This window comes from Legionella micdadei, assembly GCF_000953635.1.
GTDB classification, from domain to species: domain Bacteria; phylum Pseudomonadota; class Gammaproteobacteria; order Legionellales; family Legionellaceae; genus Tatlockia; species Tatlockia micdadei.
The window spans coordinates 2,798,769-2,820,978 of sequence record NZ_LN614830.1 but is presented as its reverse complement, the minus strand read 5'-3'; the positions used below and the strand labels follow the sequence as shown (position 1 = coordinate 2,820,978).

Below are 22,210 nucleotides of genomic sequence, written 5' to 3'. Positions count from 1 at the left end.
TCTATTGACTGGCAATTATTTATTCTGAATAATCAATTTATGCGATGACCGATTCTTAGCCAAATTTAGGAAATTTATGCAACCAATTTAATTGATAGACAAAAGGAGATTGCCATGCTTACAAAGGAAGATATTAGGGACATTATTGAAGAATGTCGTCAAATTGGTGCAAGTGGGTTAAGAAACGGCATAAAAGCTGATATTCCAGAAATTAAGGTTGACATATTAAAACCTCCCCGCGATTTTTTAGGGGTAAATGGCAACCCGGCAATTTTCATTAATCAAGATACTTATAAACTTTTAGGTTCCATTCACAGGAACTGGATTTTAAACAAAACTATTGCGTTAAAGCCTGGATTCTTATTAAAAAATACCATCGATATCATTGGGATAATCATTCACGAAACCGGTCATGCATTTAATGTAGCGGCAAAAATCGACAATACTGAAGCAAATGCCTATATTTTTGAAATCGAAGTCCTACTCAAGCTATTAGAAACGGATAGTCCACTTCTTTTTGGTTGTACTAAAGAAGACGTTGGGGCATTTTTTAAAACAAGGTTGCCAGATTACAATAAAGCGCAGCGCAGCAATCGTTATTTAGCTAATCTAATCGACGAAATTAAAGATCAATTCAAATTAGAGGAAATAATGTTACCGCCTGCTGAAACTCCCAAAGAAATGAAACGGGGTGTACCAACCATATTTGTAACTTCACGTTATACGCTCTTTGCTGTCCCCACGGATTCCTATTGGGGGAGAGAATATAACATTGTCATGTCAAAGATTAATGCTGCATTATAAACTCAAACTAATTAACCCTATTAAGGTGCATATTATCCCAACGATATGCACCAAATCATATCTCCTTTTTTGTCATGATTTTTGCTAGTAAATTGCTAGCACGCGAGGCCAAAATTGAATAAATGATAATCTAATGAACTAAAATTAATGTTAGTTTATTTATTATTGGGAAGGAAATTGCTATGTCAACGACAAGTAATATGAAGGGTAAATCGAAGGGACACATTATTTTAACTTCCCATCCTTCCGGTCATAGGACAGTACCATTGCCTATTCATTGGGGAGCAAGGGATCCAAAAAAGCGGGGGCCAATAATAGCTTCTCTTACGAATATGAAGCATCGTAATGCAATTGGAACCCATGCCGGTTCTTATTCACTCTACAGGGCATTAGCTGTTGCTGCTGGTGTTTTGGATCCGGAACATAAACCTGATTTAACAGACACGACGCCGCCAGTCATTATCGGTCCGCACGAGCAGTGGTTTGATCCTACAAAAATTGTTTCCATTGATCCTTGGGGGCACATGGTAGCAGAGGTTTTCGCTGATGAAATTGCAGAGGGTTATGACATAAGGCCAACCATTGCTGTCACCAAAGCGCACATTAATTTGCCTGAGATCGATAGTGCACTTCGTCAAGGCAGACTAAAGGTTGACGGAAAAATTATAGAAGAATCAGGCGATGTAGTTGTCACCAAAGCGGCAATTGATCCGGTTTGGTATTTACCAGGCATCGCTGAACGGTTTCAAATTTCAGAATCAGAATTAAGGCACATTCTTTTTCAGTACACCGCAGGCATGTTCCCTGAATTGGTGACGAGGAGCGATCTTAATCTATTTTTACCCCCCATTGGTGGTTTAACAGCCTACTTTTTTGGTGATGTGACTAAGATCCATGATCCAAAAATTGAATTATCTTGCCGTATACATGATGAGTGTAATGGTTCTGATGTTTTTGGTTCTGACATTTGCACTTGTCGCCCTTATCTTGTGCATGGTATTGAATTGTGTATTGAATCGGCTCAACGAGGGGGGGCAGGATTAATTGTTTATAATCGCAAAGAAGGACGTGCATTAGGGGAAGTAACTAAATTTCTTGTCTACAACGCGCGAAAAAGACAGAAAGGCGGGGACACTGCAGCAAAGTATTTTGAAAGAACAGAATGTGTTGCTGGCATCCAAGATATGCGTTTTCAGGAATTGAGTACGGATGTTTTACAATGGCTAGGCATTACTAAAATTCACCGCTTTGTTTCTATGTCCAACATGAAATATGAAGCCTTAACAAAAGCGGGTATAGATGTGGTAGAGCGAATTAAAATTCCTGATGAACTTATATCACCTGAGGCTCAGGTGGAAATGGATGCAAAAAGGGCCGCAGGCTATTATTCTCCCGATCGAATCATTGACATCAATGAATTGGCTATACCCAAAGGACGTGGGCTCCATGAATAATAACTGTGACAAAATGAAATTACTGCAATCGTTGCGTGATTTACAGACCATTCGCAAACAAGCGAAGCGAATGTTAGCTATAGCTCGCCAGAATAAGCTTAAGTATTTTTCTTTTGCCGAAGAAAGGATGCCTGCTGTAGTTGATTATGTTCTAAAGGTAATTTTCGACCAATACCCGAACTTAATCATTCCTAATCACAGCCGTTGGCGGCATTTTGAAGTTGGAGGGATTAACCGCATTCAAAAAATGCAGGTTTTCCTTAATCACTTATCGGAAGAAGAACAAGGAAAAATTCTCTACGAGTTGGTGATTATCAGTGTCTTGCTTGATGCGGGGGCGGGTAAACATTGGCATTATCGCGAAATGACCACAGGCCAAGCCTACAGCCGCTCCGAAGGATTAGCCATCGCGAGCTTAACCCTTTATTTAAGCGGTATTTTCAGTGCTGTAATCGGGCAGCCATTACGTGTTGATGCTTCACGCTTACTCGCTTTTAGCAAGGAGGAATTTATCAAAGGTTTTCAAGTGAATGCAGAAAACCCACTTGAAGGTTTGGAAGGTCGAGTTGCATTATTAAATCGACTCGGCGGTGTAGTTAAAAAACATAATCAGTATTTTGGTGATGAGGGGCGTTTGGGCAATTTTTACTCTTATATTATACATTTCCAAGATAATCATAGCATTTCAGTCCGTCGGATTTTTCAATCAGTACTCACTGCTTTTGCTGAAATCTGGCCTGATCGTCTAAATTATGAGGGTGTTCCCCTTGGCGATGTGTGGGTGCATTCCGCGCTAAAAAATGATGAGCCAGGATCTGAATTTGTTCCTTTCCACAAATTATCCCAGTGGTTAACCTATTCTTTGATTGAACCATTAGAGCAATTCGGCATGAAGGTGACTGATTTAAATGAACTTACTGGATTACCCGAATACCGAAATGGCGGTTTGCTTATTGACATGGGGTTATTGGAGGTTAAAGATAAGCAAATCTTTCAGCAACTACAGGCTCCGGATTCTGAAATCATTATTGAGTGGCGTGCTCTGACTGTCGCGGTGTTAGATGAGTTGGCAGATGCAATTCGCCAACAGCTTAAAATGAGCATGTCTGAGTTACCACTCGCTAAGATTTTGCAAGGAGGTACATGGGAGGCTGGACGTCGAATTGCTCGACAAAAAAGAAAGGAAGGTACGCCCCCTATTCAGATTGTCAGTGACGGCACTATTTTTTAATCTAGGTTTGGTCAAGGACTGAAAATGAACGAAAAGCAGGTAATCGAAATTAAGCATCCTCTCATTCAGCATAAGTTAACCATCTTGCGAAAAAAAGAAACGAGTACGGTTAAATTTCGCACTTTAGTACAAGAAATTAGTATGCTGCTTGCCTATGAGCTCACTCGAGATCTCGAGATTGAATACCAGGAAATTGAAACGCCTTTAGCAACCATGCAAGCGCCTGTTTTAAAAGGGAAAAAGCTTGTTTTTGTGTCGATTTTACGCGCTGGTAACGGCATCTTGGACGGCATGTTACAATTAATTCCTTCCGCTCGCGTCGGGCATATTGGTTTGTATCGTGATCCCAAGACATTAGGGGCTATCGAATATTATTCAAAGCTGCCTGAAAACATGGAAAACCGTGATGTGATCGTGGTAGATCCCATGCTAGCAACAGGCAATAGCGCGATTGCTGCTGTAAAAGAGGTTAAAGAGACTAACCCGAAATCCATTAAATTTTTATGCTTGCTTGCGGCTCCAGAAGGAATCACGGCTTTTCATGAGGAACATCCGGACGTTATTGTTTATACCGCTGCTGTTGATGAAAGCATCGACCAAAAAGGTTATATCTTGCCTGGTCTGGGTGATGCAGGGGACCGACTTTATGGGACGAAATTGCATAATTAAAGTGTAATGGATTAGCCTTAAGAACCGGTAATAAATCAGCCCTATCTGTAGCCCTATTTGGCAAAGTTTGGGGAAGGCGTGGCAAAAAAACCTCATATAGACAGCTATGCTGCCTTTTTTGCCATATTTCCTCGCAATCTATGCTCAAATCTAACCTTTTGTGCCAAATTCCTCAGATGGAACTGAGCTACTTGATAAAGTTTAGTTGCGAAGCCTATCCTCTTTTTTAATAGAGATATCCAAACGGTCATCGACTTTAGGTTGGTAGCATTGCAGGGGGTTACCTGATTCACAAACGATTGGTCCTCCTTCAACTTTATCTGCCAGTGCACTACCAACAACGAGTAGGGATAGAACGCAGGATTGTTGGGAACCCAATGTAAATGGACTAAAGCAATATCCGGGCGAAGCGATTTGGCTGACCCCCCTGATAGGTGTCATTAGCAATGTGTGGGGTGCATCGGATTGATTGACAACCAAGTATTCAATTCTCGCTGTTTCTGTACGCTTCACAGAGATTGATGTTTTTGTTAAGGGGATAAAAGCCCATAAAGGGATACCTGCTTGTGCTGGACTAGTCAATAAAAACACGCTAAGACTCGCCAGCAGTTTCATTAAAGGCGACACAATTTTCATGATGAGGTGTCCTTATGCAATATAAGTCATATTAAATAAAATTCCATTTGTATAAAGATGATTGAGTGCTAGCCCCCTTTTTCCCACCGATTGCCCGACAGCTTGCCCCAATTGGCTTTTACCCCAGTCAGCAAACTGGTATGCAAACCCAATTTGCCAATTATTCATGACTTGCCGTTGGAGACCTACTTCAATGTTGTAGGTAAATGCATTTTTTGTGTAAGCATAAAAATTATTATTGGGTAAGGCTTCAGGGATAAGGGGGGCGTTTGAAAATTCATTTGCATTATTAAACCCTACACCAGCACTTCCGCCGATCCAAGGTGTTACAAATAAATTCATATCTGCTAGCAATCTGCCCTTTAACGTGACTTGTGAGTGCCTCAATTGATAATGGTAAATATGATTACTGAAGAGTGGGTTGGCATCATCCAGGATAACACCTGAAAGCCTGGTATAACTTACGAGGGCTGCTGCAACGCCCATTTGCGCTTGCAGGATGTTAAATAGCGGGTGTTGTATCCCTAAAAAAATTTCACCCTCGACAACAGAATGGTTTGCCCTGCGAACAGTGTAAGTTTTTTGAATCTCGGGGGTTAAACTAAGTGTCTGAGTTCTTCCGTTTTGAGTCCATTGCGGGCCTACACTTAAGCCAATTAATGGAGACCATGAAGGTGTGGGCTTCGCCTCTCCTGCAGTTCCTCCGAAAACGATTGAAGAGAAGAGGCTTAGTAACGCCAGTGAAAAACCCTTTTTTGTCATGTTATCCCTCTTAGTTAAATGTTCGCCGTTGGCGCCTACTATACTAATACAGAATTTGAGTTTAAGCATTGTTAAAAGCAATGGAAATCATGTTAGATTACTTTTTTCTTTGCCTTATTTCTTAGCTTTATTTTGTTACTCAAATTCAGCTACTCTATTATTCAGGTGAACTTGTGTACTGACATAATGAACAAAAAAATTAAGACTATTACAAAAGAGGCAATTTATAAAGGTTATTTGCAACTCTACAAATATGATCTAGAAATTCCGAGCTTTGATAATAAAAAAGAACATATTGGCTCTAAGAAACGCGAAATTGTTGAGACCCATGATTCAGTCCTTGTGCTTATCTATGCGCCAATGATTGATAGCCTAGTCATGTGCCGAGAATTCCGCCCGGGTGTTTTTTTTAATGCAAACGAAGATGCTCCTTTTATTCTTGAATGCGTCTCAGGAACAATTGATTCTCAAAAAAAACCAGAAGAAACCGCAAAAATGGAAGTCCTCGAAGAGACAGGACTTAAGGTGGATTCAGTGAAATTGATCGCAGCTGCTTACAAGAGTCCAGGCATTTTAAACGAAAAAGTATATATCTATTATGCTGAAATAGGCGGCGCTCCTGAAAATGGAATACACGGCGTAGGGGATGAGGAAATCCTGACCCAGATCATTCCGCGAAAAAAGGTTTACGAGTTAATGGATGAAATGAAAATTGTCGATGCAGCTACGTTGATTGCATTGAATTGGTTTAGGGTAAGGAATGCCTAAAACCTAGCTCTTATTTTCATCGTTATTGAACTTATTTTCTTGTAATAGGTCAGCCACAGTTCTATTGCTTTTATTTTTCCAAATCATACCCTGCGTTCACCCAGCCCGTTGATCCTGTCTCTAAAGAATAAACTTGATCATATCCCATGTTTTGTAAACTATCTGCTACAAGTGCGCATCGGAATCCCCCGCTACAGTAAACAACAATAGGTGTATGCGGATCTGGAATTGCTTTTTCGATGTCACGTTCAATAATTCCTTTACTCATATGGATCGCGGTAGGAATATGCCCCGAGGGCCATTCATTCTCTTCGCGAACATCAATCACGGTAAGAGGTTCGTGATTATCAATTTTGCGTTTAAGCATTTGAGGCGTTATTTCATTGATTCGTTTTTTGGCGGCGGCGACCAAGGCTAAGAACTGCGGCGAATGTTGTTTCATTAGCTGTGCTCCAGAAGAACTTTTTTTAAAGAATACAAGCTTTTTCCAACGATTGGAATTTTTAGTGCTGTTCAAAATAGTCTGGAGGGACACCATAAATTGAACAGGCTAATTTTTTGTTTGATTTTTTCTCCCACTCAGGATTGTCTAGTACCTCGATGGCGTTTTTATAGCCTGTTTCGAGACGATATTCGATTGCTGAGCGAATAAAATTATAATCTTTAAAGGAGTGTGTAAAAGGGGTACCGCGATAAATTATATGTACTACACTAAAGCGTTTTTCGTGGCCTAGCGTTAGCAACTGTTGAATTTCTGGGTTGGCTTTGGCTTCGGGCGTCAGGTGCTCGCCTAGGATTTGGATTGCCGTTTGTAAATTTTGCCGGCTGGTATAGACGTTAGTCAGCCGACGAGAATGACTAGCGTACCGGATGTCTTTCTGACGTTCTTCAAGTTCGTCCATGGTTTCGGGTAAGCGCCCTTTCAGGCTGAAACAATCCACAACAAAACAAAGGGTATCTTGTTCTGGTAAAGCGTCGAGAACAGTCACTAGTGGTGTGTTGGCATAAATACCACCATCCCAATAATAATCTTCTCCAATTTTGATGGCAGGGAACCCGGGTGGAAGAGCACCACTCGCCATGACGTGTTCGGTTGTGATTTTAATTTTTTGATTATTAAAAAATTCCATATCCCCGGTTACTACATTCACTGCCCCCAGACAAAGGGTCACCTCTTTTGCATTGATTCGATCAAAATCAATCAATCGCTCCAAAGTACTATGTAACTCCGAGGTATCATAATAGCTCAACTGATCTGGTGTGTTGTGTGAGAAGATTGTCGGTGGAATGGGGCGAGGCTTGAAAAAGCCATCTAGTCCAAAAAACAACGAGTATAAAGCGCCCATACGATTATGCAAATGATGGATAGGATCAAACGATAGGTGGTTTGGTAATTCATCACACCAGATTCTGGGTGTGATCATATTCCAAAATTCTTCTAATTTGTCGAGTTGTTTGGCACGGGAATTCCCTGCGATGATGGCGGAGTTGATGGCACCAATAGAAACCCCTGCAAGAAAATTAGGATGGTAGCCCCGTTCATGAATGGCGCGAAAAGCCCCCACTTGATAAGCGCCTAGAGCCCCTCCGCCCTGGAAGACACAAGCAACTCGTTCATAAGTTTGTTTTTCTTTTGTGGCCTGGGCAGGTTTATTAATTAGACCAAGGGCTTTTTTATGAGGTTCTTGCTTGGTTGTTTTCGTGGTTTTTGCCATAGATAACCTTCTTTTCCTTAATCCCATATTTTAGAAGTATATACCGAGTGGTAATTTTGTGATAACCCGAATGAAGGGATATTTTGTTTAAGGCATCTTAACGATTTCTAAATCGACTAGTGCTTGAGTAAGGGGAAGCAAGGGTAAGCCTAAAATAGTGCTGTCGCTTCCTTGAACTTCCTTGAATAACCATTTTGCTGCTCCTTCATAATGATAGGCACCGCAACTGTGGTAGGGTTTGGCCAAGCGTAGATAACCTTCTATCGTACTATCGCTCAGCCCATGCATTGTCAGTGTGGCAATGTCGTCATTTTGCCAAACAACGTTACCATTCTGGGCGATGCACGTGGTTGCTATCAGCTGGTGGGTTTTGCCGCTGAGCAAGCGAAGTTGATTAACTGCATTAGCGTGAGTCAGTGGTTTGTCGAGGTACTGATTACCGATGACACAGAGCTGATCAGCTGCGATAACAAAATAGTTAGGATAGCGATAACTCACCTCCAACGCTTTGGCGTTGGCGAGGTGAAATGCCAGATCTAACCAATTGTTTGAATTAAAATTTTTCTTAAGTTTTTCTTCATCGCAATGAGACGGGATTACTTCAAAACGTAAGCCTATAGAACTTAATAGGTTAGAGCGGGCACTCGATGCCGAAGCTAAGATTAGGGGATGTTGTTGGTTGATAAACTCAGACATAAGCAGCCACTGCAGCCATTAGGCCAAAGCCAATGATAACAAAACTAAAATCACCTAAGTTACAGCAGCGTTCAACCATCACACAACGCTCTAGGCCATGTAACGTACCTAAATAGAGAAAGGTGCCCGCCGAGGCAGCGATTAGAATAGGATCGAAAAGTGAATTGGTCTCCACACCATGGCCGAAATACCAGCCAAACAGAATTCCGAGCGGTGTCATTAAACTGAAGCTAAGGAAGAACCATAAACTTTGTGAAGTCGTTAAGGTACTTTTATTCAGTTGCACCGCAATAGCGAAGCTTTCTGCCCATTTATGGGTAATAATTGCTAAAAACAACATGATGACCATTGAATTGCTATGATTCAAACCCAATGCTGTGCCCAACATGATTGAATGAACGGACAGCATGCTCCAGGCAAGGATAGCAAAGGTTGGATGAGCGGCATTTTCATGGTGGTAGATTTCTTTTCCTAAGTGTTCGAACCATAGAAAGAATAAGAAAACTGCGCCGGAAATAATATAGGCCAGGGGATATTGGTAGCCCATCTCAAGAAATAAAGCATTCGCTTCGGGAAGCATATGAAGGAGGGCCGCACCTAAGAAAACACCTGTTGCTAAGGTTTCCCCGACAGGAAAATCGAGGTGCTTATCGTCTTTAACCCGTTTTTTGAAGGGATACCAGCCCGCGAGCAAAATGACTATAACCGTGATTATGGCAAAAACTAATTTTAAGTTACCCGTGGACATAGGCGCTCTCTCTATGGTAAGTGCTCAGCCTCGAATAAAACAGTAATAGGGAACTGAGCGATTACTCTTTATTAAGCTTGCACGACATTAATGGGGTGTCGATTAAGAAAATGAATAATATTTTCACACACCGCTTTTAGCAAGCGTTTTCTTGTAGTAAAAGATGCCCAAGCCATATGCGGGGTAATAAAGCAGTTGTTGAATTGCAATAAGGGATTATCTGCTGCAGGAGGTTCTTGACTCAGCACGTCAAGGTAGGCAGCGGCAATTTGTTTGTGCTTTAAAGCCTGCGCCAAATCGGCTTCATCGATTAATCCCCCTCGGCTTGTATTGATTAAAATACTGGTTGGCTTCATCTGGCTTAGGGTATCACTATTAATAATTCGTTGTGTTGTTTCGTTAAGAGGACAGTGCAAGCTCAATATGTCAGCGCGATGTAAAAGTTCAGACAAGGAAACCGATTGGGCAAAGGAGCTCTGGAAACCGGAGGGCTTGTAGCTAATAACCTGCATACCCAATGCGGTAGCGATCAAAGCAACTTTTTGTGCAACACTACCAAAGCCAAGTAATCCTAAAGTTAAGTCAGTTAACTCAATAATGGGGTTTAGCCAGTAAGAAAAATAAGGCTGAGACTGCCAGCCGCCTCTTTTAACAGATTGTGTATGAAGCTCTATATGGTTGGTGTGTGCAAGCATTAAAGCAATAACATGTTGGGCGACACTGTCGGTGGCGTAGCTAGGAACATTCGTAACCACAATGCCTCGTTTAGCCGCAGCAACGACATCAATATTATCAACGCCAGTCGCGGTTTCACCGATGTAGCGCAATTTGGGTAAGTGAGCAAAATGGGAATCGTTTAATTTCACTTTATTGACCAGAATTATCTCTGCCTTTTGAGAGCGTTCAATAATTTGTTGGTCTGTAGTGGTTTGATCAAAAAGGGAAACTTGTCCTATTTCATGCAGTTTGTCTAAGTTAAGACCATCGTTAATTAAAGGTTTAGCATCCAGGAATACGATATTAGGGAGTTTCACGATTAATGACCTCATGCATGCTAATTAGACGTACTTGCTTTATGTCATCATGTGATTTTAAGTCTTGCTGGATATATTCCCTTAACGCTTGCCAGGCTGTGAAATCTTTAGCACATTCAAGCTCAATAATCATTTTGCCGTCGAGATAATGGAGTGTCCAAGTTTGTAAGTCCGGGAATTTTTTTTTCCATGCTAAAAATAACTCGTCATGTAAGGTTTTGCGATTTTTCAGATGGATGGAAGGACAACATTGTTCATCGTCTTCGGGATCCACGTGTACAGTTACATCTTTAACCGCATCGAGCTGTTCGACTAAAATCTTGTCGACATGTTGCGCAATATAATGTCCCTCTGATACCGAGATGTAAGGATTTACGAGAATATGGACATCAATGAAAATATCACCTCCCATCGACCGACTGCGGAGTTGATGAATTTTTTCTACTCCATCAACGGATTGGATGATTTGCTTGATCTTTTCTAGCATGCTTGGTTCCACAGCACTATCGACTAGTTCTTTTACACTGTTCCAACCGTAACTCATTCCCATTTTAATAATCATGAAGCCGACGATTATCGCAGCGATCGCATCGAGATAGGAAAAGCCGAACAAGCTTCCTAGTAAACCCAGAGCCACGACAATAGATGATGCGGCGTCAGAACGATGGTGCCAAGCGTTGGCAATGATTAAAGACGATTGAATGCGTTTACCGATGTGATGGGTATAATGAAATAAACCTTCGTTAGCGACTATCGATAACATGGCGATAGGAAGTGCGAATAACCCTGGTTTTTCAACGGCATAATTAATCAACTCGTCAAATGAATCCCAGGCAATTCCTGCACCAGCCAGAATTAGCAGAACCGCTAAGAGCAAGGTAGCAGCGGTTTCTATGCGTTGATGACCGTAAGGATGCGAAGCATCGGCATCTTGGCTTCCGTACTTGGAGGCAAAAACAACCATGAAATCAGTAAGTAGATCCGAAAAAGAATGAACGCCGTCGGCAACGAGGGCGTGAGAGTGGTAGAAATAGCCTCCAACTATTTTGATACAGCCTAAAAGCGCATTAGTCATTGCTCCAATCAGGGTAATCCTTTTTGCCTGCTGATATCTCTCTTGCTGAATCATGCATTGTCCTTTACCAGTTGTAGAGTAATATGAAATTCACCATTAATTTCTTTACATTCAATGAGTTGATGCCCATTAATACGGCACCAACAGGGCAGATCATGCTGGGCGCCAGGATCGGTTGCAATGACAGTAATGGTATCACCATGTTGCAGTTTTTTGCTCATATTTTGCGTTTTTATGACTGGCATCGGACAGAGTAATCGTCTGGCATCTAATTCATAATGGGGCATTGTTATCTCACAAATACCAATCTTGTTGAATTTCATCAGCACGCATTGGCTGTACTTTTAAAATTTGCGACTTGCCATCAGGATAGTGCAAATCAATTTTAATCTCCGGTTCTTCACGACCTGAACAAAACCGCCCGGCAATTCGTGCACAAGTTACTAAATCATCCTCATTAGGTTGACCTTCGATTAAAATCATCGGGCCACGATGTTCCAAGGCTTGCATATGGATAAACTGCTTACGATAGCCCGTTAAAAAATTACTTTCTGATTCGTCTCGGGCGATGATCATTTTATAGTACGGGCTAAGGCGCAAATGCCTTCCTGCTTTTAAGAGAATAATGTCTTCCATGTCATAATCACGCGTCCCACGATGCTCCCACATATCCCGTAGGCGGCGAGTGTAATTTTCATCGGTTAATACACAGCACCCACCTGCAGGTTGAGCAAATTCTTCAATGGCCATCGATGCGGCAAGGTTAAGTTGGGGCTTGCGATTACGGCCTCTGAAATCATAAAGTGCATCGCGATTAACCCAACCCTCTCGCTCAGGTAATGTGGGTGCAAGAAGTTTGGCGCACAAAGGACGTAATAGGCGATCTTCTGCCCCGGATTTCTGGGCAACAATAGGCATAGTAGCACTGCGCTGTGATTTGGGGCGCTGGCCTATCACTTCGCCAGTGATAATAAAATCAAAACCCTGTTGCAACATCCATTGATAGGCTTGTTGCACCATGAAAATTTTACAGTCCAAGCAAGGATTAACATTTTTCCCATAACCAAATTTAGGATTAAGAAGCACATTCTTATAGGGTTCAACAATATCGATTATATGAAGTTTAATTCCAAGTTGTTCCGCCACCCATAAAGCGTCATTGCGTAAGGGTTTCCCCGTTTTTTGGTTGCGAATTGCCGATGTGTGTCCTGAATGACAAAATCCAGTATAGAAATTTATCCCTTCAACATAAATACCTTGCTCTTGCATGATTTTTACAGCCAGCATAGAGTCTAGGCCGCCAGAAATCAGCGCTACCGCTTTACGTTTTAAAGACATGAGAAAACCTGATAATAAAATGGCCAATATTTTACCTAAATACGTAGGGTTAATCTATAGAAATCAGCCCTTCCTATGGATGAAGAAATTATGGTGCCGCATTTAGCTTGAATTGGTAAGTTCTCGGGCAACTCGACTTTGAGCTTTATTTTCAAGGTGTTTTACATTCTTTACACAGGATTATCCACAGATTTTGTGGATAAAGCGTTTCGCTTGAATATGAGCAAAAAAGTAAGAAAGTCCTTATCCATACTGGGCTGGGTAAAAAATCAAGATCAAAAAACATTATTTTTTAAATGGAGGATGAGAAAGTTATCCACAAGTTCTAATTGAACGAAGATGAGAATCAGCTCAGCTATCTTAGCTAAAGAAAAAATGAAAAAACAGTCTTGACTGAAATTTTTTAAAATATTTATTTCTTGTGATGGATCTTGACTTGGATAAAAAATAGTAAGGAATGTCCCTGAATTTTTTTTGCACACCAAAAAACTTTAGGACCACTGCCTAGTTAAATACTGACCGTTTAGCTTTGCAGGAACTGTTCGAAATCTCCAAGCCAGCGTTTCGCAATGATGCGGGCGAGTTCAAGATTATGCAGGATTAAATCTTTTGCCATTGAAGCCACTATGGTCAAGAGATTCTGATCGCGCTGTAAGTCAGCAATTTTAAATTGATGGTAACCTGTTTGCCTGGTACCTAAAATTTCACCTGCCCCTCTCAGGTATAAATCTTTTTCTGCAATGATAAAACCATCCGTGGTTGCTCGCATAACACGCAAGCGCGCTGCACCTAATTCCGATAAAGGGGATTGATAAAGTAATAGACAATGGGATTGAGTATTGCCTCGCCCAACTCGACCACGCAATTGATGGAGCTGGGATAATCCCAAACGTTCTGCATTCTCAACAATCATTAAGCTGGCATTAGGGACGTCGACCCCTACCTCGATGACCGTTGTGGCGACAAGTAAATCAATTTCACCTTGTTTAAAAGCCGCCATGGTCGCTTCTTTTTCCACTGTTTTCATACGCCCATGCACGAGACCTACCCGCACTTGGGGCAATTGCTCCTGTAAGTTTGCGGCAGTGGCTGTCGCAGCCATACATTGCAATTTTTCTGATTGTTCAATCAAGGTACATATCCAATAAGCTTGTCGTCCACTGGCAATTGCAGTGTGAAGCCGGTGGATGATGGATTCTCTTTTTTCTTGATTGATTACCGCAGTTGTCACGGGTGTTCGTCCTGGGGGTAATTCATCGATAATAGAGAGGTCCAAATGTGCGAACTGAGTCATTGCAAGTGTTCTGGGGATAGGGGTTGCGGTCATGAGTAATTGGTGCGGAATCAGATTAGCTTTCTGGCCTTTTTGTTGAAGAAGCAAGCGTTGTTCGACACCAAAGCGGTGCTGCTCATCAATGATAACCAAACCGAGCTTTGCGAAAGCAACTGCTTCTTGAAAGAGTGCATGGGTACCAATAAGCAAATGGCACTGGTGGTTTGCCAGTTGAGTCAAGATTTCCCGTCGTTCACTGAGTTTCATTTTGCCACTGAGTCTGCGGCAATTGAGGCCAAGCGGCGTAAACCAGGTTTGTAAATTCACTGCATGCTGCTCACTTAATAATTCGGTGGGAGCCATGAAAGCAACTTGATAACCATTAGCAATGGCTTGTAAAGCCGAAAGTGCTGCAACGACCGTTTTTCCCGAACCCACATCACCCTGAACTAATCGGAGCATGGGTTTTGTTTGCTCCAAATCTTGGGCAATTTCATCAACTACTCGGCGCTGAGCAGCGGTTAAGCTAAAAGGCAATTGTTTAAGGAACCGTTTCTGTGAATGGTAATCAATAGGGATAATTGGTGCACTTAGATTGCTTCGATGAAGTCTGGCAAATTGCATGCTTAATCGTTGGGCTAACAGTTCGTCAAAAGCAAGTCGTTGCAGGGCAGGGTGCGAACCGTCTTCCAAAGCCTGTAGAGAAATATCAGGAGGTGGATTATGGAGCAATTCTAGAGCCTCGGCTAAAGGACAGAAATGATGTTTTTCCAAAAGTTCCGGGCTCATCCATTCCAGGCTGATTAACTGGTCCCGATAATTCACTAAAGCAAGCTTGACTATTTGGCGCAGCCGGGTTTGGGTTAAGCCTTGGGTGGTGGGATAAATGGGGGTTAATGTTTCATCCACATTAAAGTCATTTTCGTTTGCAATTAATTGGTACTCGGGATGAATCATCTCCAGGGTATTTGCAAATTCGCGTACCTCGCCGAAAGCACTAATCATATAGCTTTCATTGAGCGCTTTAACCTGTTGTTTGTTAAAATGAAAAAACCGCAATTTTAAAATGCCAGTTTTATCTTCCACATAACAATAAAGCATCATGCGCTTGCCGTATTTAATTTCGGTTTTACATACCCTGCCTGCAATAACACACCAGTCATCGGGACGTAAATCACAAATCGGCGTAATCCGCGTTCTATCCTGGTAACGATAGGGCAGATGAAACAAGAGATCAGCTATTGTATTTATTCCGCATTTGCTAAGTTTAGCATTTAGGGTTGGACCTACGCCGGGTAGTGTTTCACAAGATTGCTGAAGCACGAGATTCTTAAATTCAAAGAAAAAAACTGATAATAGCAGGAAAATAAGTTAGAGTTGATAGTTAAGACTCGATAATCCGGGCTGCGCTATTTTTGCAGGAAATGATTAATTGGAGTAAAAGCATGAATAACCGTACCGTTACTTTTACGGCGGGATTAATTTTAATGTGGATTATTGGTTATTTGCTTATTATTGGCCGCAATTTATTGATTCCGATTGTAATCGCTATTTTCATTTGGCACTTGCTGAACACTGTCAGGGAAGGAGTGCAGCGTACTCCCTTCATTGGTTCCCGCCTACCTTATTGGCTAAGTATGTTTTTGGCTTTAGCTATTGTTGCCGTTTTTATAAAAATTTTAATCGATATCATTTCCAACAATGTGAGTGAAGTAATTGCCGCTGCCCCTCGTTATCAAGAGCATCTGAATAAAATATATAATATGATTGATCAGCGTTTTCATATCAAAGCATTGGTATCTGTCGACCAATTTCTCAAGAGCTTAAGTGTCCAGGGTATGATAATGAATATCTATGCTGTTTTTAGCGCTATCACGAGTTCCGCAGTATTGATTACACTTTATGTCGGCTTTTTATTTGTTGAGCAGCATTTTTTCCGGGAAAAACTCGATGCACTTTTTCCCCATAAAGAACATCGGGATTTGGTAAATAATATCATGGGCCATATCATTAATGATACGCAAATCTATTTAGGTTTGAAGACATTATTGAGTCTTATTACAGCCACATCCAGCTGGATTATAATGAGAGCAGTAGGTCTGGATTTTGCCGAATTTTGGGGATTATTAATCTTTTTTCTTAACTTTATCCCTAATATTGGTGCAATCGTTGCCACGGCTTTCCCTGCTTTACTGGCATTAATCCAATTTGAGAGTTGGTGGCCATTTCTAATCGTTACTTCAGGCATCGTGGCCATACAATTTGTAATCGGTAATTTAGTTGAGCCGCGGTTTCTTGGAAAATCATTAAATTTAAGTGCACTTGTAATTTTATTTTCTTTAGCCTTATGGGGGGCAATTTGGGGTATTTTAGGGATGTTCCTTTCTGTGCCGATTACCGTAATGATGATGATTATTTTTGCTCATTTTGAGTCGACAAGGCCTCTGGCAATCTTGTTATCTCAGGATGGACAAATCAAAAAAGCCTACGAAGCAATATAAGGGGGCATCATGCAAAAATCAAATCAATTGATTCACGAACTTAGCCCTTATCTACAGCAACATGCCCATAACCCAGTTAATTGGTACCCTTGGGGTAAAGAGGCGCTAGAGAAAGCTCAAAAGGAAAATAAGCCTATCCTACTTTCGATTGGTTATGCTGCTTGCCACTGGTGTCATGTGATGGCGCACGAATCGTTTGAAGATAAGGAAACGGCAGATTTAATGAATCAGTTCTTTATCAACATTAAAGTAGATAAGGAAGAGCGCCCTGATTTAGATAAAGTCTATCAAACTGCGCATAATCTTTTGAATCAACAAAGTGGTGGTTGGCCATTAACGGTTTTTTTGACCCCTGATCTAACTCCTTTTTTTAGTGGGACTTATTTTCCACGCGAAGCCCATTTTCAATTGCCCTCTTTTAAACGAGTTTTACACCTTATTGCTGATCTTTACCAGCATAAACCAAATGAAATTAAACAGCAAAACCAAGAAGTAATCCGCATCTTACAACAGCAACAACCTTTTATTTCTGACACAAATTTAAATGAAAAGCCTTTAGAGCTTTGTTTGGCTAATTTGCAACAGAACTTTGATAAGGATAATGGGGGATTTGGCGGTGCACCTAAATTTCCTCAAGCGAGTAAACTGGATTATTTGTTGCGTGAAATATCGCCCATGGCTTTTTCCACATTAATGCATATTGCGGAAGGGGGCATTTATGATCAGCTAGCTGGCGGTTTTTATCGTTATTCAGTAGACAAAAACTGGAACATTCCGCATTTCGAAAAAATGCTTTACGACAACGGCCAATTGTTATCACTCTACGCGCTAGCTAGTAAGCAATATAAAGAGCCTTATTTTATGGAAATTGTTCGTGAAACATCAGAATGGGTACTAGCGGAATTGCAAGCATCGGAAGGAGGTTTTTTTTCCAGTTTTGATGCGGATTCCGAAGGCGAAGAGGGGAAATTTTATCGTTGGGATAAGAAAGAAATTCAACGGTTGCTCTCTTCGCAGGAATTTGAAGTTGTAAAGCGTTATTTTGGGTTAGATAACCCCCCAAATTTCGAAGGTTATTGGCATCTTTATGTAGCCTGCTCTTTAGAGAAAACAGCAAAATTATTAAACATTAGCCAGGATGAGGTTAAAGAGAGATTGCTTAGCGCAAAAGGAAAATTGTTAAAGGCACGAAGGATGCGGCCTCGACCTTTTCGCGATGAGAAAATTTTAACTTCATGGAACGGTCTCATGATTAAAGGTTTGTTGTTGGCGGGTGCTCTTTTAAACGAGGGGCGATTTATCGCCTCTGCGCAACAAGCGCTTCATTTTATTAGACAAAAAATGTGGCAAAATGGCTATTTGCTGGCAAGCTATAAAGAAGGGAAAGCCTATCTCTCTGCTTATTTAGATGATTATGCTTTTTTGTTGGATGCATTGATCACATCCCTCCAGATAACTTGGGATTCGAATCAATTAAATTTTGCTATTGCTATTGCTGATCGAATGCTTGAGTCGTTTTCAGATAAAAATTCTGGTGGGTTCTTTTTTACCCCCGAAAATCATGAAACCCCACTTTACCGCCCGAAAACCATGATGGATGATGCGATTCCAGCGGGTAATGGGGTTATAGTGCGCGTACTCCTTGTGTTAGGGCATTTGGTCGGTGAATCCCGCTATTTAAATGCTGCAGAAAAAACGCTGAAGGCTGCTTGGCCATCTCTACTGCGCTATCCAGCTGAGCATTGCGCTCTATTGCTAGGCTTAAAAGACTTCTTAAAACCCCCGCAAATCATTATCATTCGGGGGGATGAAAAGGAAATCAAAGCTTGGCAAGACGACGTGCAGTCAATCAACAATTACACTTTTGCTATTCCGGCAGAAACCACCGATCTTCCTAAGGCACTTGCTTTAAAAAAGGCGCAAGGTCCAGGTTGTGCTTATGTTTGTCGGGGTACCCAATGTGAGGCAGTTATCACCGAAAGAAAGAAACTTAAGGATTCCAAGCAATACGGTTAGGTGTGCTAAACTTTGAGAAAACTGGCCTAAAGGACTTATCAGTGAAAACGATATTAATTACCGGTTCAAACCGAGGGTTAGGACTAGAATTCACTAAGCAATTAACTACCCAAGGAGAAAATGTTATTGCCACCTGCCGTCAACCACAGAGGGCAGAGATACTTCAGGAGCTAGCTAAAAAGAATGAAAATCTTTCCATCATTACCCTAGATGTTAGCGATGATCAGAGCATTGCCAGAGTGATTAATATGCTTGGCGATACCCCTATTGATTGGCTTATCAATAATGCCGGCATTACAGGAGAGCAAGGGGTTACTATTGGTAATATTACCCGAGATAATTTTCTCAATGTAATGAATGTGAATTGTTTAGGTGCCGTAAAAGTTAGTGAAGCATTATTGCCCAATCTCCAAAAAGGGGAAGATAAGTTAATTATTTGCATGAGCTCCCGTTTAGGGACGATCTCAGATAATCAGTGGGGGCGTGCTTACGCTTATCGCGCTAGTAAAGCGGCTTTGAATTGTGTCATGCGCTCATTTGCTGTGGATGTTGCTAATTTAGGAGTAAAGGTTCTATTGCTTCATCCTGGTTGGGTAAAAACTGAATTGGGAGGACCACTCGCTGAGATTGATGCACCCACCAGCGTCGCTTCCATGTTAAAAGTCATTGAAGCGAGTAAAGCAGACGCTCACGCTGAAGTTTTACACACCTATGACGGTAAAACAGTCGATTGGTAAGTAAGGCCCATACTAAGGAGGAGTTCAGGCCTTCCCGATGTCTTCTCGCAAGATATGCCTCAATAGGGGCTGATGTTTTACTTATTGACATGCGCCTCTTAAGTCGATATCCCAAACATCCACAACGATACCTTTACTGACGACATAAAATTTATCGTATAAATTAATCGTTGGATCACAATGAGGGACGATCAACTCGAGCACGTCTTTATTGGTGGGCAATGGTCCGTTATCTGTTGTCATGATTTTTCCATGTTCGTCCCCGAAACCACCCCAGTCATAGATAAGGTGAGGGTGGCTGATAATTTTCGGCTTTATATGCAGATCAACATAAATTGCTTTAGTTCCTGCATCAACAGTCACGTGTTCGTTGCGGTTACTGGAAATTACTGTCGTGAGTAAAGACATCGCATGTTGGAAATTGTCGAAGCGCTCTGGGTGTGCTTTTGAGCCAATCGTTGCATATTCAACATCCATCACAGTATAAGAGCCAGGTTGAATCTCGGTAATTTCGGATGCAGCGATATCAATATCATAAGTCCCAGTCCCGGAGCCTGTGAGAATATCACAGGGAAGCCTGTCATTGCGAAAATCGATTACGATCTCACTGGCGAGCTGCATGATTTGTAAAGATCGCTCTTTACGCTCTTCATAAGAAAAAATATGCTGTAAATTACCAGCATAACATTGGATGCCTTTGAGATTTAGCCATTGAGAGCGCGCAATTTGACGCCCTAAATCTAAGGCAAGATGCGGCTTTATTCCTGTTCTACCGATTCCTGGATCAACATCGACCAACACATTAATTTTTTGCTGAATTAAGGCTCCGGCTTCATTCAACTCAGCTAAATTTTGCTGGTTATCCAAAACCACCATGGTGTCAGGCGCTTTTTTCAAGCAGTTCAGCAATCGAGTGATCTTGTATTTGCTTACAATAGGCGAGGTAATTAAAATGCCTCTAAGCCCTTTGTTAATCAGTATTTCAGCTTCCGAAACTTTTGCCACACTAAGGCCAATTGCCCCATGTTCAATCTGTAACTTAGCTAACTGACTGCATTTGTGTGTTTTGCAGTGAGGTCTTATATTAACCTTGTTTTTAATCGCATGTTGTTGCATTTTTTTTAAGTTAAAGAAGAGCTTTTCGCGCTCAATAACTAAGCAGGGGGTATCCAATTCTGCTTTTGGTAGCCCAACGAATTGTTTTGTCATGGTGGTTAGAAGGGAGGCTCAATTTTTGAGAGAATTACAAGAAAGATACCTGATAAGAAATGCCAAAAAAAGGCCTTGATTTAAAAAAAATCAAGGCATTATGAAAATTATTCGATTTCAGGATAAATGACTGAATTTTTATGATCGGCGTACCAGATATCTTCTTCACTTAACGTAGTCTCGATAAGTTCAATTGGTGTCCCATATTCAGCAATCATTGCCACTTTGAAGCCAGGGAAAGGTTCGTAAGGTTCTAAGATGACTTCTTTTCCAGCAATAGCCGCAGCAATACTATCCACTTTGAAAGCGACATGTGTTTTGGTCTTAATCAAAGGATGTAATGGGCAATCAGGTTCAAAGCGATGATATTGAACGCGGTACTCACTGTTTTCTCCCCCGCTGGTATACATTTTAAAAGTTGAACTGTAACGTTCGCCTGGTTGGGGTATTTCAGTAGGGATACCAATATGATGAAACTGATAATTTATCGTTTTGATAGTCATCGTTAACTCCCATTTTTGTCGATAGATTAATTATATTATTTGGGAAAAAAACTTGTAAATTGATATAAAATTCATTCATTATGAACTACAGGTTCATAATGTTTATTTTTAATGATGTATAACTTTCGTCAAATTAATTGTTTTTTAAAAGTGGCTGAATTAGAGAGTTTTTCTCTGGCAGCAGCTCTTTTGCATTTAAGCCCTACAGCAGTGAGCAAACAGATTAAGCACCTTGAAGAAATCATAGGGCAACAGTTGTTTTTACGAACGACGCGAACCGTACGTTTAACCGAATTTGGCCATTTATTTTATGAGAGGTGTAAATTAGTCGATGAACAGATTACAGCAGTAAGCCAATTGATTGAATCGAACAAAGGGCAGCCACAGGGTGAATTAAAAGTTCTGGTATCAACCATTACTTCAAAGGAGTGGGTGCTTCATCATTTACAAGACTTCGTCACAAAATATCCACTGCTTCAGCTTGAGCTTATTTTTTCAGAGCAAGATGAAGCACTTTCTCGAGTAGATATTGATATTATGGTTGGTTTTCCTGTGATCCCGCCTGCCACTGAATCGCTTAAATATCGGAAAATGTTTAGTTGTAATAATATCCTTTGTGCATCTAAAGAGTTTATAAGGGACTATGGTCAGCCATTGACAGCAGAGGATTTACCTCATTTTAAGATAATTTCTCATAGCTTGCGCAAACCGGCCCATTTTTTGCCCCTGGCGGATGGGGGGCGCCTACGTTGTGCAAAACCAATCATTTATATGAACGATTTTGATGCACTGAATAAGGCTTGTTTAGCCGGTATTGGTTTATTTCTAACTGGAGATAGTTTAGTTAAAGAGTGGTTGGATAATGGGCATTTAATTCAGATATTACCCGAATATCGCTTTCGTCATTACGAAATTTTTATGTTCTACCGCGCCTATGACTACGAATTACCAAAAATAAGAGCTTTTCTTGATTTTTTTACTGAGCGTTTGCCGCAGCAACTAGGCTAGCTGCCTACAGCGCTTTGCAACCGGCATTAAAAA

22 protein-coding genes are annotated in these 22,210 nt (G+C 41.2%); 9 read left to right on the top strand and 13 right to left on the bottom strand.

The window, feature by feature from the left end; translation table 11 throughout:
• Positions 1 to 114: 114 nt before the first annotated feature.
• The 4 genes from LMI_RS12565 to upp all read left to right on the top strand — a co-directional run bounded on the left by LMI_RS12565 (position 115) and on the right by upp (position 4,158).
• Positions 115 to 804, top strand: coding sequence for a hypothetical protein (locus LMI_RS12565; RefSeq protein ID WP_052679573.1), 690 nt, complete (start codon positions 115 to 117; stop codon positions 802 to 804).
• 182 nt (positions 805 to 986) lie between these two features.
• The gene (locus LMI_RS12560; protein ID WP_074454243.1) at positions 987 to 2,258 is read left to right on the top strand and encodes a GTP cyclohydrolase II; all 1,272 of its coding nucleotides are present in this window, start codon (positions 987 to 989) and stop codon (positions 2,256 to 2,258) included.
• Entirely contained in the window at positions 2,251 to 3,489 is a 1,239-nt protein-coding gene (locus LMI_RS12555) for a URC4/urg3 family protein (protein ID WP_045100101.1), read from the top strand. The genes LMI_RS12560 and LMI_RS12555 overlap by 8 nt, the downstream gene beginning before the upstream one ends.
• A gap of 24 nt (positions 3,490 to 3,513) precedes the next feature.
• Positions 3,514 to 4,158, top strand: a complete 645-nt coding sequence (upp, locus tag LMI_RS12550) for a uracil phosphoribosyltransferase (RefSeq protein ID WP_045100100.1) — start codon at positions 3,514 to 3,516, stop codon at positions 4,156 to 4,158.
• Positions 4,159 to 4,359: 201 nt separating this feature from the next.
• Here the strand turns inward: upp and LMI_RS12545 are convergent, their stop codons facing one another.
• On the bottom strand, positions 4,360 to 4,794 hold the full coding sequence (locus LMI_RS12545; protein WP_045100099.1) for a hypothetical protein: 435 nt from the start codon (positions 4,792 to 4,794) through the stop codon (positions 4,360 to 4,362).
• Between the two features lie 12 nt (positions 4,795 to 4,806).
• Positions 4,807 to 5,556: a hypothetical protein gene (locus LMI_RS12540; RefSeq protein ID WP_045100098.1), complete on the bottom strand. Its 750-nt coding sequence runs from the start codon at positions 5,554 to 5,556 to the stop codon at positions 4,807 to 4,809.
• Positions 5,557 to 5,742: 186 nt separating this feature from the next.
• On the opposite strand from LMI_RS12540, the gene LMI_RS12535 reads away from it, so the two are divergent.
• Entirely contained in the window at positions 5,743 to 6,324 is a 582-nt protein-coding gene (locus LMI_RS12535) for an NUDIX domain-containing protein (protein ID WP_045100097.1), read from the top strand.
• Positions 6,325 to 6,394: 70 nt separating this feature from the next.
• On the opposite strand, the gene LMI_RS12530 is transcribed toward LMI_RS12535, so the two are convergent.
• The 9 genes from LMI_RS12530 to recG all read right to left on the bottom strand — a co-directional run bounded on the left by LMI_RS12530 (position 6,395) and on the right by recG (position 15,526).
• The gene (locus tag LMI_RS12530) at positions 6,395 to 6,766 is read right to left on the bottom strand and encodes a rhodanese-like domain-containing protein (RefSeq protein ID WP_045100096.1); all 372 of its coding nucleotides are present in this window, start codon (positions 6,764 to 6,766) and stop codon (positions 6,395 to 6,397) included.
• Positions 6,767 to 6,827: 61 nt separating this feature from the next.
• Entirely contained in the window at positions 6,828 to 8,039 is a 1,212-nt protein-coding gene (locus LMI_RS12525; protein WP_074454242.1) for a patatin-like phospholipase family protein, read from the bottom strand.
• A gap of 87 nt (positions 8,040 to 8,126) precedes the next feature.
• Complete coding sequence (locus LMI_RS12520; RefSeq protein WP_045100094.1) at positions 8,127 to 8,735, bottom strand: Maf family protein; 609 nt, start codon at positions 8,733 to 8,735, stop codon at positions 8,127 to 8,129.
• The gene (locus tag LMI_RS12515) at positions 8,728 to 9,483 is read right to left on the bottom strand and encodes a ZIP family metal transporter (RefSeq protein ID WP_045100093.1); all 756 of its coding nucleotides are present in this window, start codon (positions 9,481 to 9,483) and stop codon (positions 8,728 to 8,730) included. Before LMI_RS12515 ends, LMI_RS12520 begins: the two co-directional genes overlap by 8 nt.
• A 71-nt stretch (positions 9,484 to 9,554) precedes the next feature.
• Positions 9,555 to 10,517 (bottom strand): D-2-hydroxyacid dehydrogenase, encoded by a 963-nt coding sequence (locus LMI_RS12510; RefSeq protein ID WP_052679572.1) that lies wholly within the window; start codon positions 10,515 to 10,517, stop codon positions 9,555 to 9,557.
• Complete coding sequence (locus tag LMI_RS12505) at positions 10,504 to 11,646, bottom strand: cation diffusion facilitator family transporter (RefSeq protein ID WP_045100092.1); 1,143 nt, start codon at positions 11,644 to 11,646, stop codon at positions 10,504 to 10,506. The genes LMI_RS12510 and LMI_RS12505 overlap by 14 nt, the downstream gene beginning before the upstream one ends.
• The gene (locus LMI_RS12500) at positions 11,643 to 11,879 is read right to left on the bottom strand and encodes a sulfurtransferase TusA family protein (RefSeq protein WP_045100764.1); all 237 of its coding nucleotides are present in this window, start codon (positions 11,877 to 11,879) and stop codon (positions 11,643 to 11,645) included. The genes LMI_RS12505 and LMI_RS12500 overlap by 4 nt, the downstream gene beginning before the upstream one ends.
• Positions 11,880 to 11,886: 7 nt before the next feature.
• Positions 11,887 to 12,930, bottom strand: coding sequence for a tRNA (5-methylaminomethyl-2-thiouridylate)-methyltransferase (locus tag LMI_RS12495; RefSeq protein ID WP_045100763.1), 1,044 nt, complete (start codon positions 12,928 to 12,930; stop codon positions 11,887 to 11,889).
• A gap of 523 nt (positions 12,931 to 13,453) precedes the next feature.
• Positions 13,454 to 15,526 (bottom strand): ATP-dependent DNA helicase RecG, encoded by a 2,073-nt coding sequence (recG, locus tag LMI_RS12485; RefSeq protein WP_045100090.1) that lies wholly within the window; start codon positions 15,524 to 15,526, stop codon positions 13,454 to 13,456.
• A gap of 122 nt (positions 15,527 to 15,648) precedes the next feature.
• Here recG and LMI_RS12480 point away from each other — a divergent pair, with 122 nt between their 5' ends.
• From LMI_RS12480 to LMI_RS12470, 3 genes are read left to right on the top strand one after another with little or no spacing between them, the layout of a single operon-like run.
• Positions 15,649 to 16,704, top strand: coding sequence for an AI-2E family transporter (locus tag LMI_RS12480; RefSeq protein ID WP_045100089.1), 1,056 nt, complete (start codon positions 15,649 to 15,651; stop codon positions 16,702 to 16,704).
• A gap of 9 nt (positions 16,705 to 16,713) precedes the next feature.
• On the top strand, positions 16,714 to 18,720 hold the full coding sequence (locus LMI_RS12475; RefSeq protein WP_045100088.1) for a thioredoxin domain-containing protein: 2,007 nt from the start codon (positions 16,714 to 16,716) through the stop codon (positions 18,718 to 18,720).
• 41 nt (positions 18,721 to 18,761) lie between these two features.
• The gene (locus LMI_RS12470) at positions 18,762 to 19,457 is read left to right on the top strand and encodes an SDR family oxidoreductase (protein ID WP_045100762.1); all 696 of its coding nucleotides are present in this window, start codon (positions 18,762 to 18,764) and stop codon (positions 19,455 to 19,457) included.
• 81 nt (positions 19,458 to 19,538) lie between these two features.
• Here LMI_RS12470 and LMI_RS12465 read toward each other — a convergent pair whose 3' ends face one another.
• The gene (locus LMI_RS12465; protein WP_045100087.1) at positions 19,539 to 20,666 is read right to left on the bottom strand and encodes a DSD1 family PLP-dependent enzyme; all 1,128 of its coding nucleotides are present in this window, start codon (positions 20,664 to 20,666) and stop codon (positions 19,539 to 19,541) included.
• 107 nt (positions 20,667 to 20,773) lie between these two features.
• Complete coding sequence (locus LMI_RS12460) at positions 20,774 to 21,169, bottom strand: VOC family protein (protein ID WP_045100086.1); 396 nt, start codon at positions 21,167 to 21,169, stop codon at positions 20,774 to 20,776.
• 111 nt (positions 21,170 to 21,280) lie between these two features.
• On the opposite strand from LMI_RS12460, the gene LMI_RS12455 reads away from it, so the two are divergent.
• Positions 21,281 to 22,177 carry a LysR family transcriptional regulator gene (locus tag LMI_RS12455; RefSeq protein WP_045100085.1) on the top strand — a complete coding sequence of 299 codons (897 nt, stop codon included), beginning with the start codon at positions 21,281 to 21,283 and terminating at the stop codon, positions 22,175 to 22,177.
• Positions 22,178 to 22,210 lie beyond the last annotated feature (33 nt).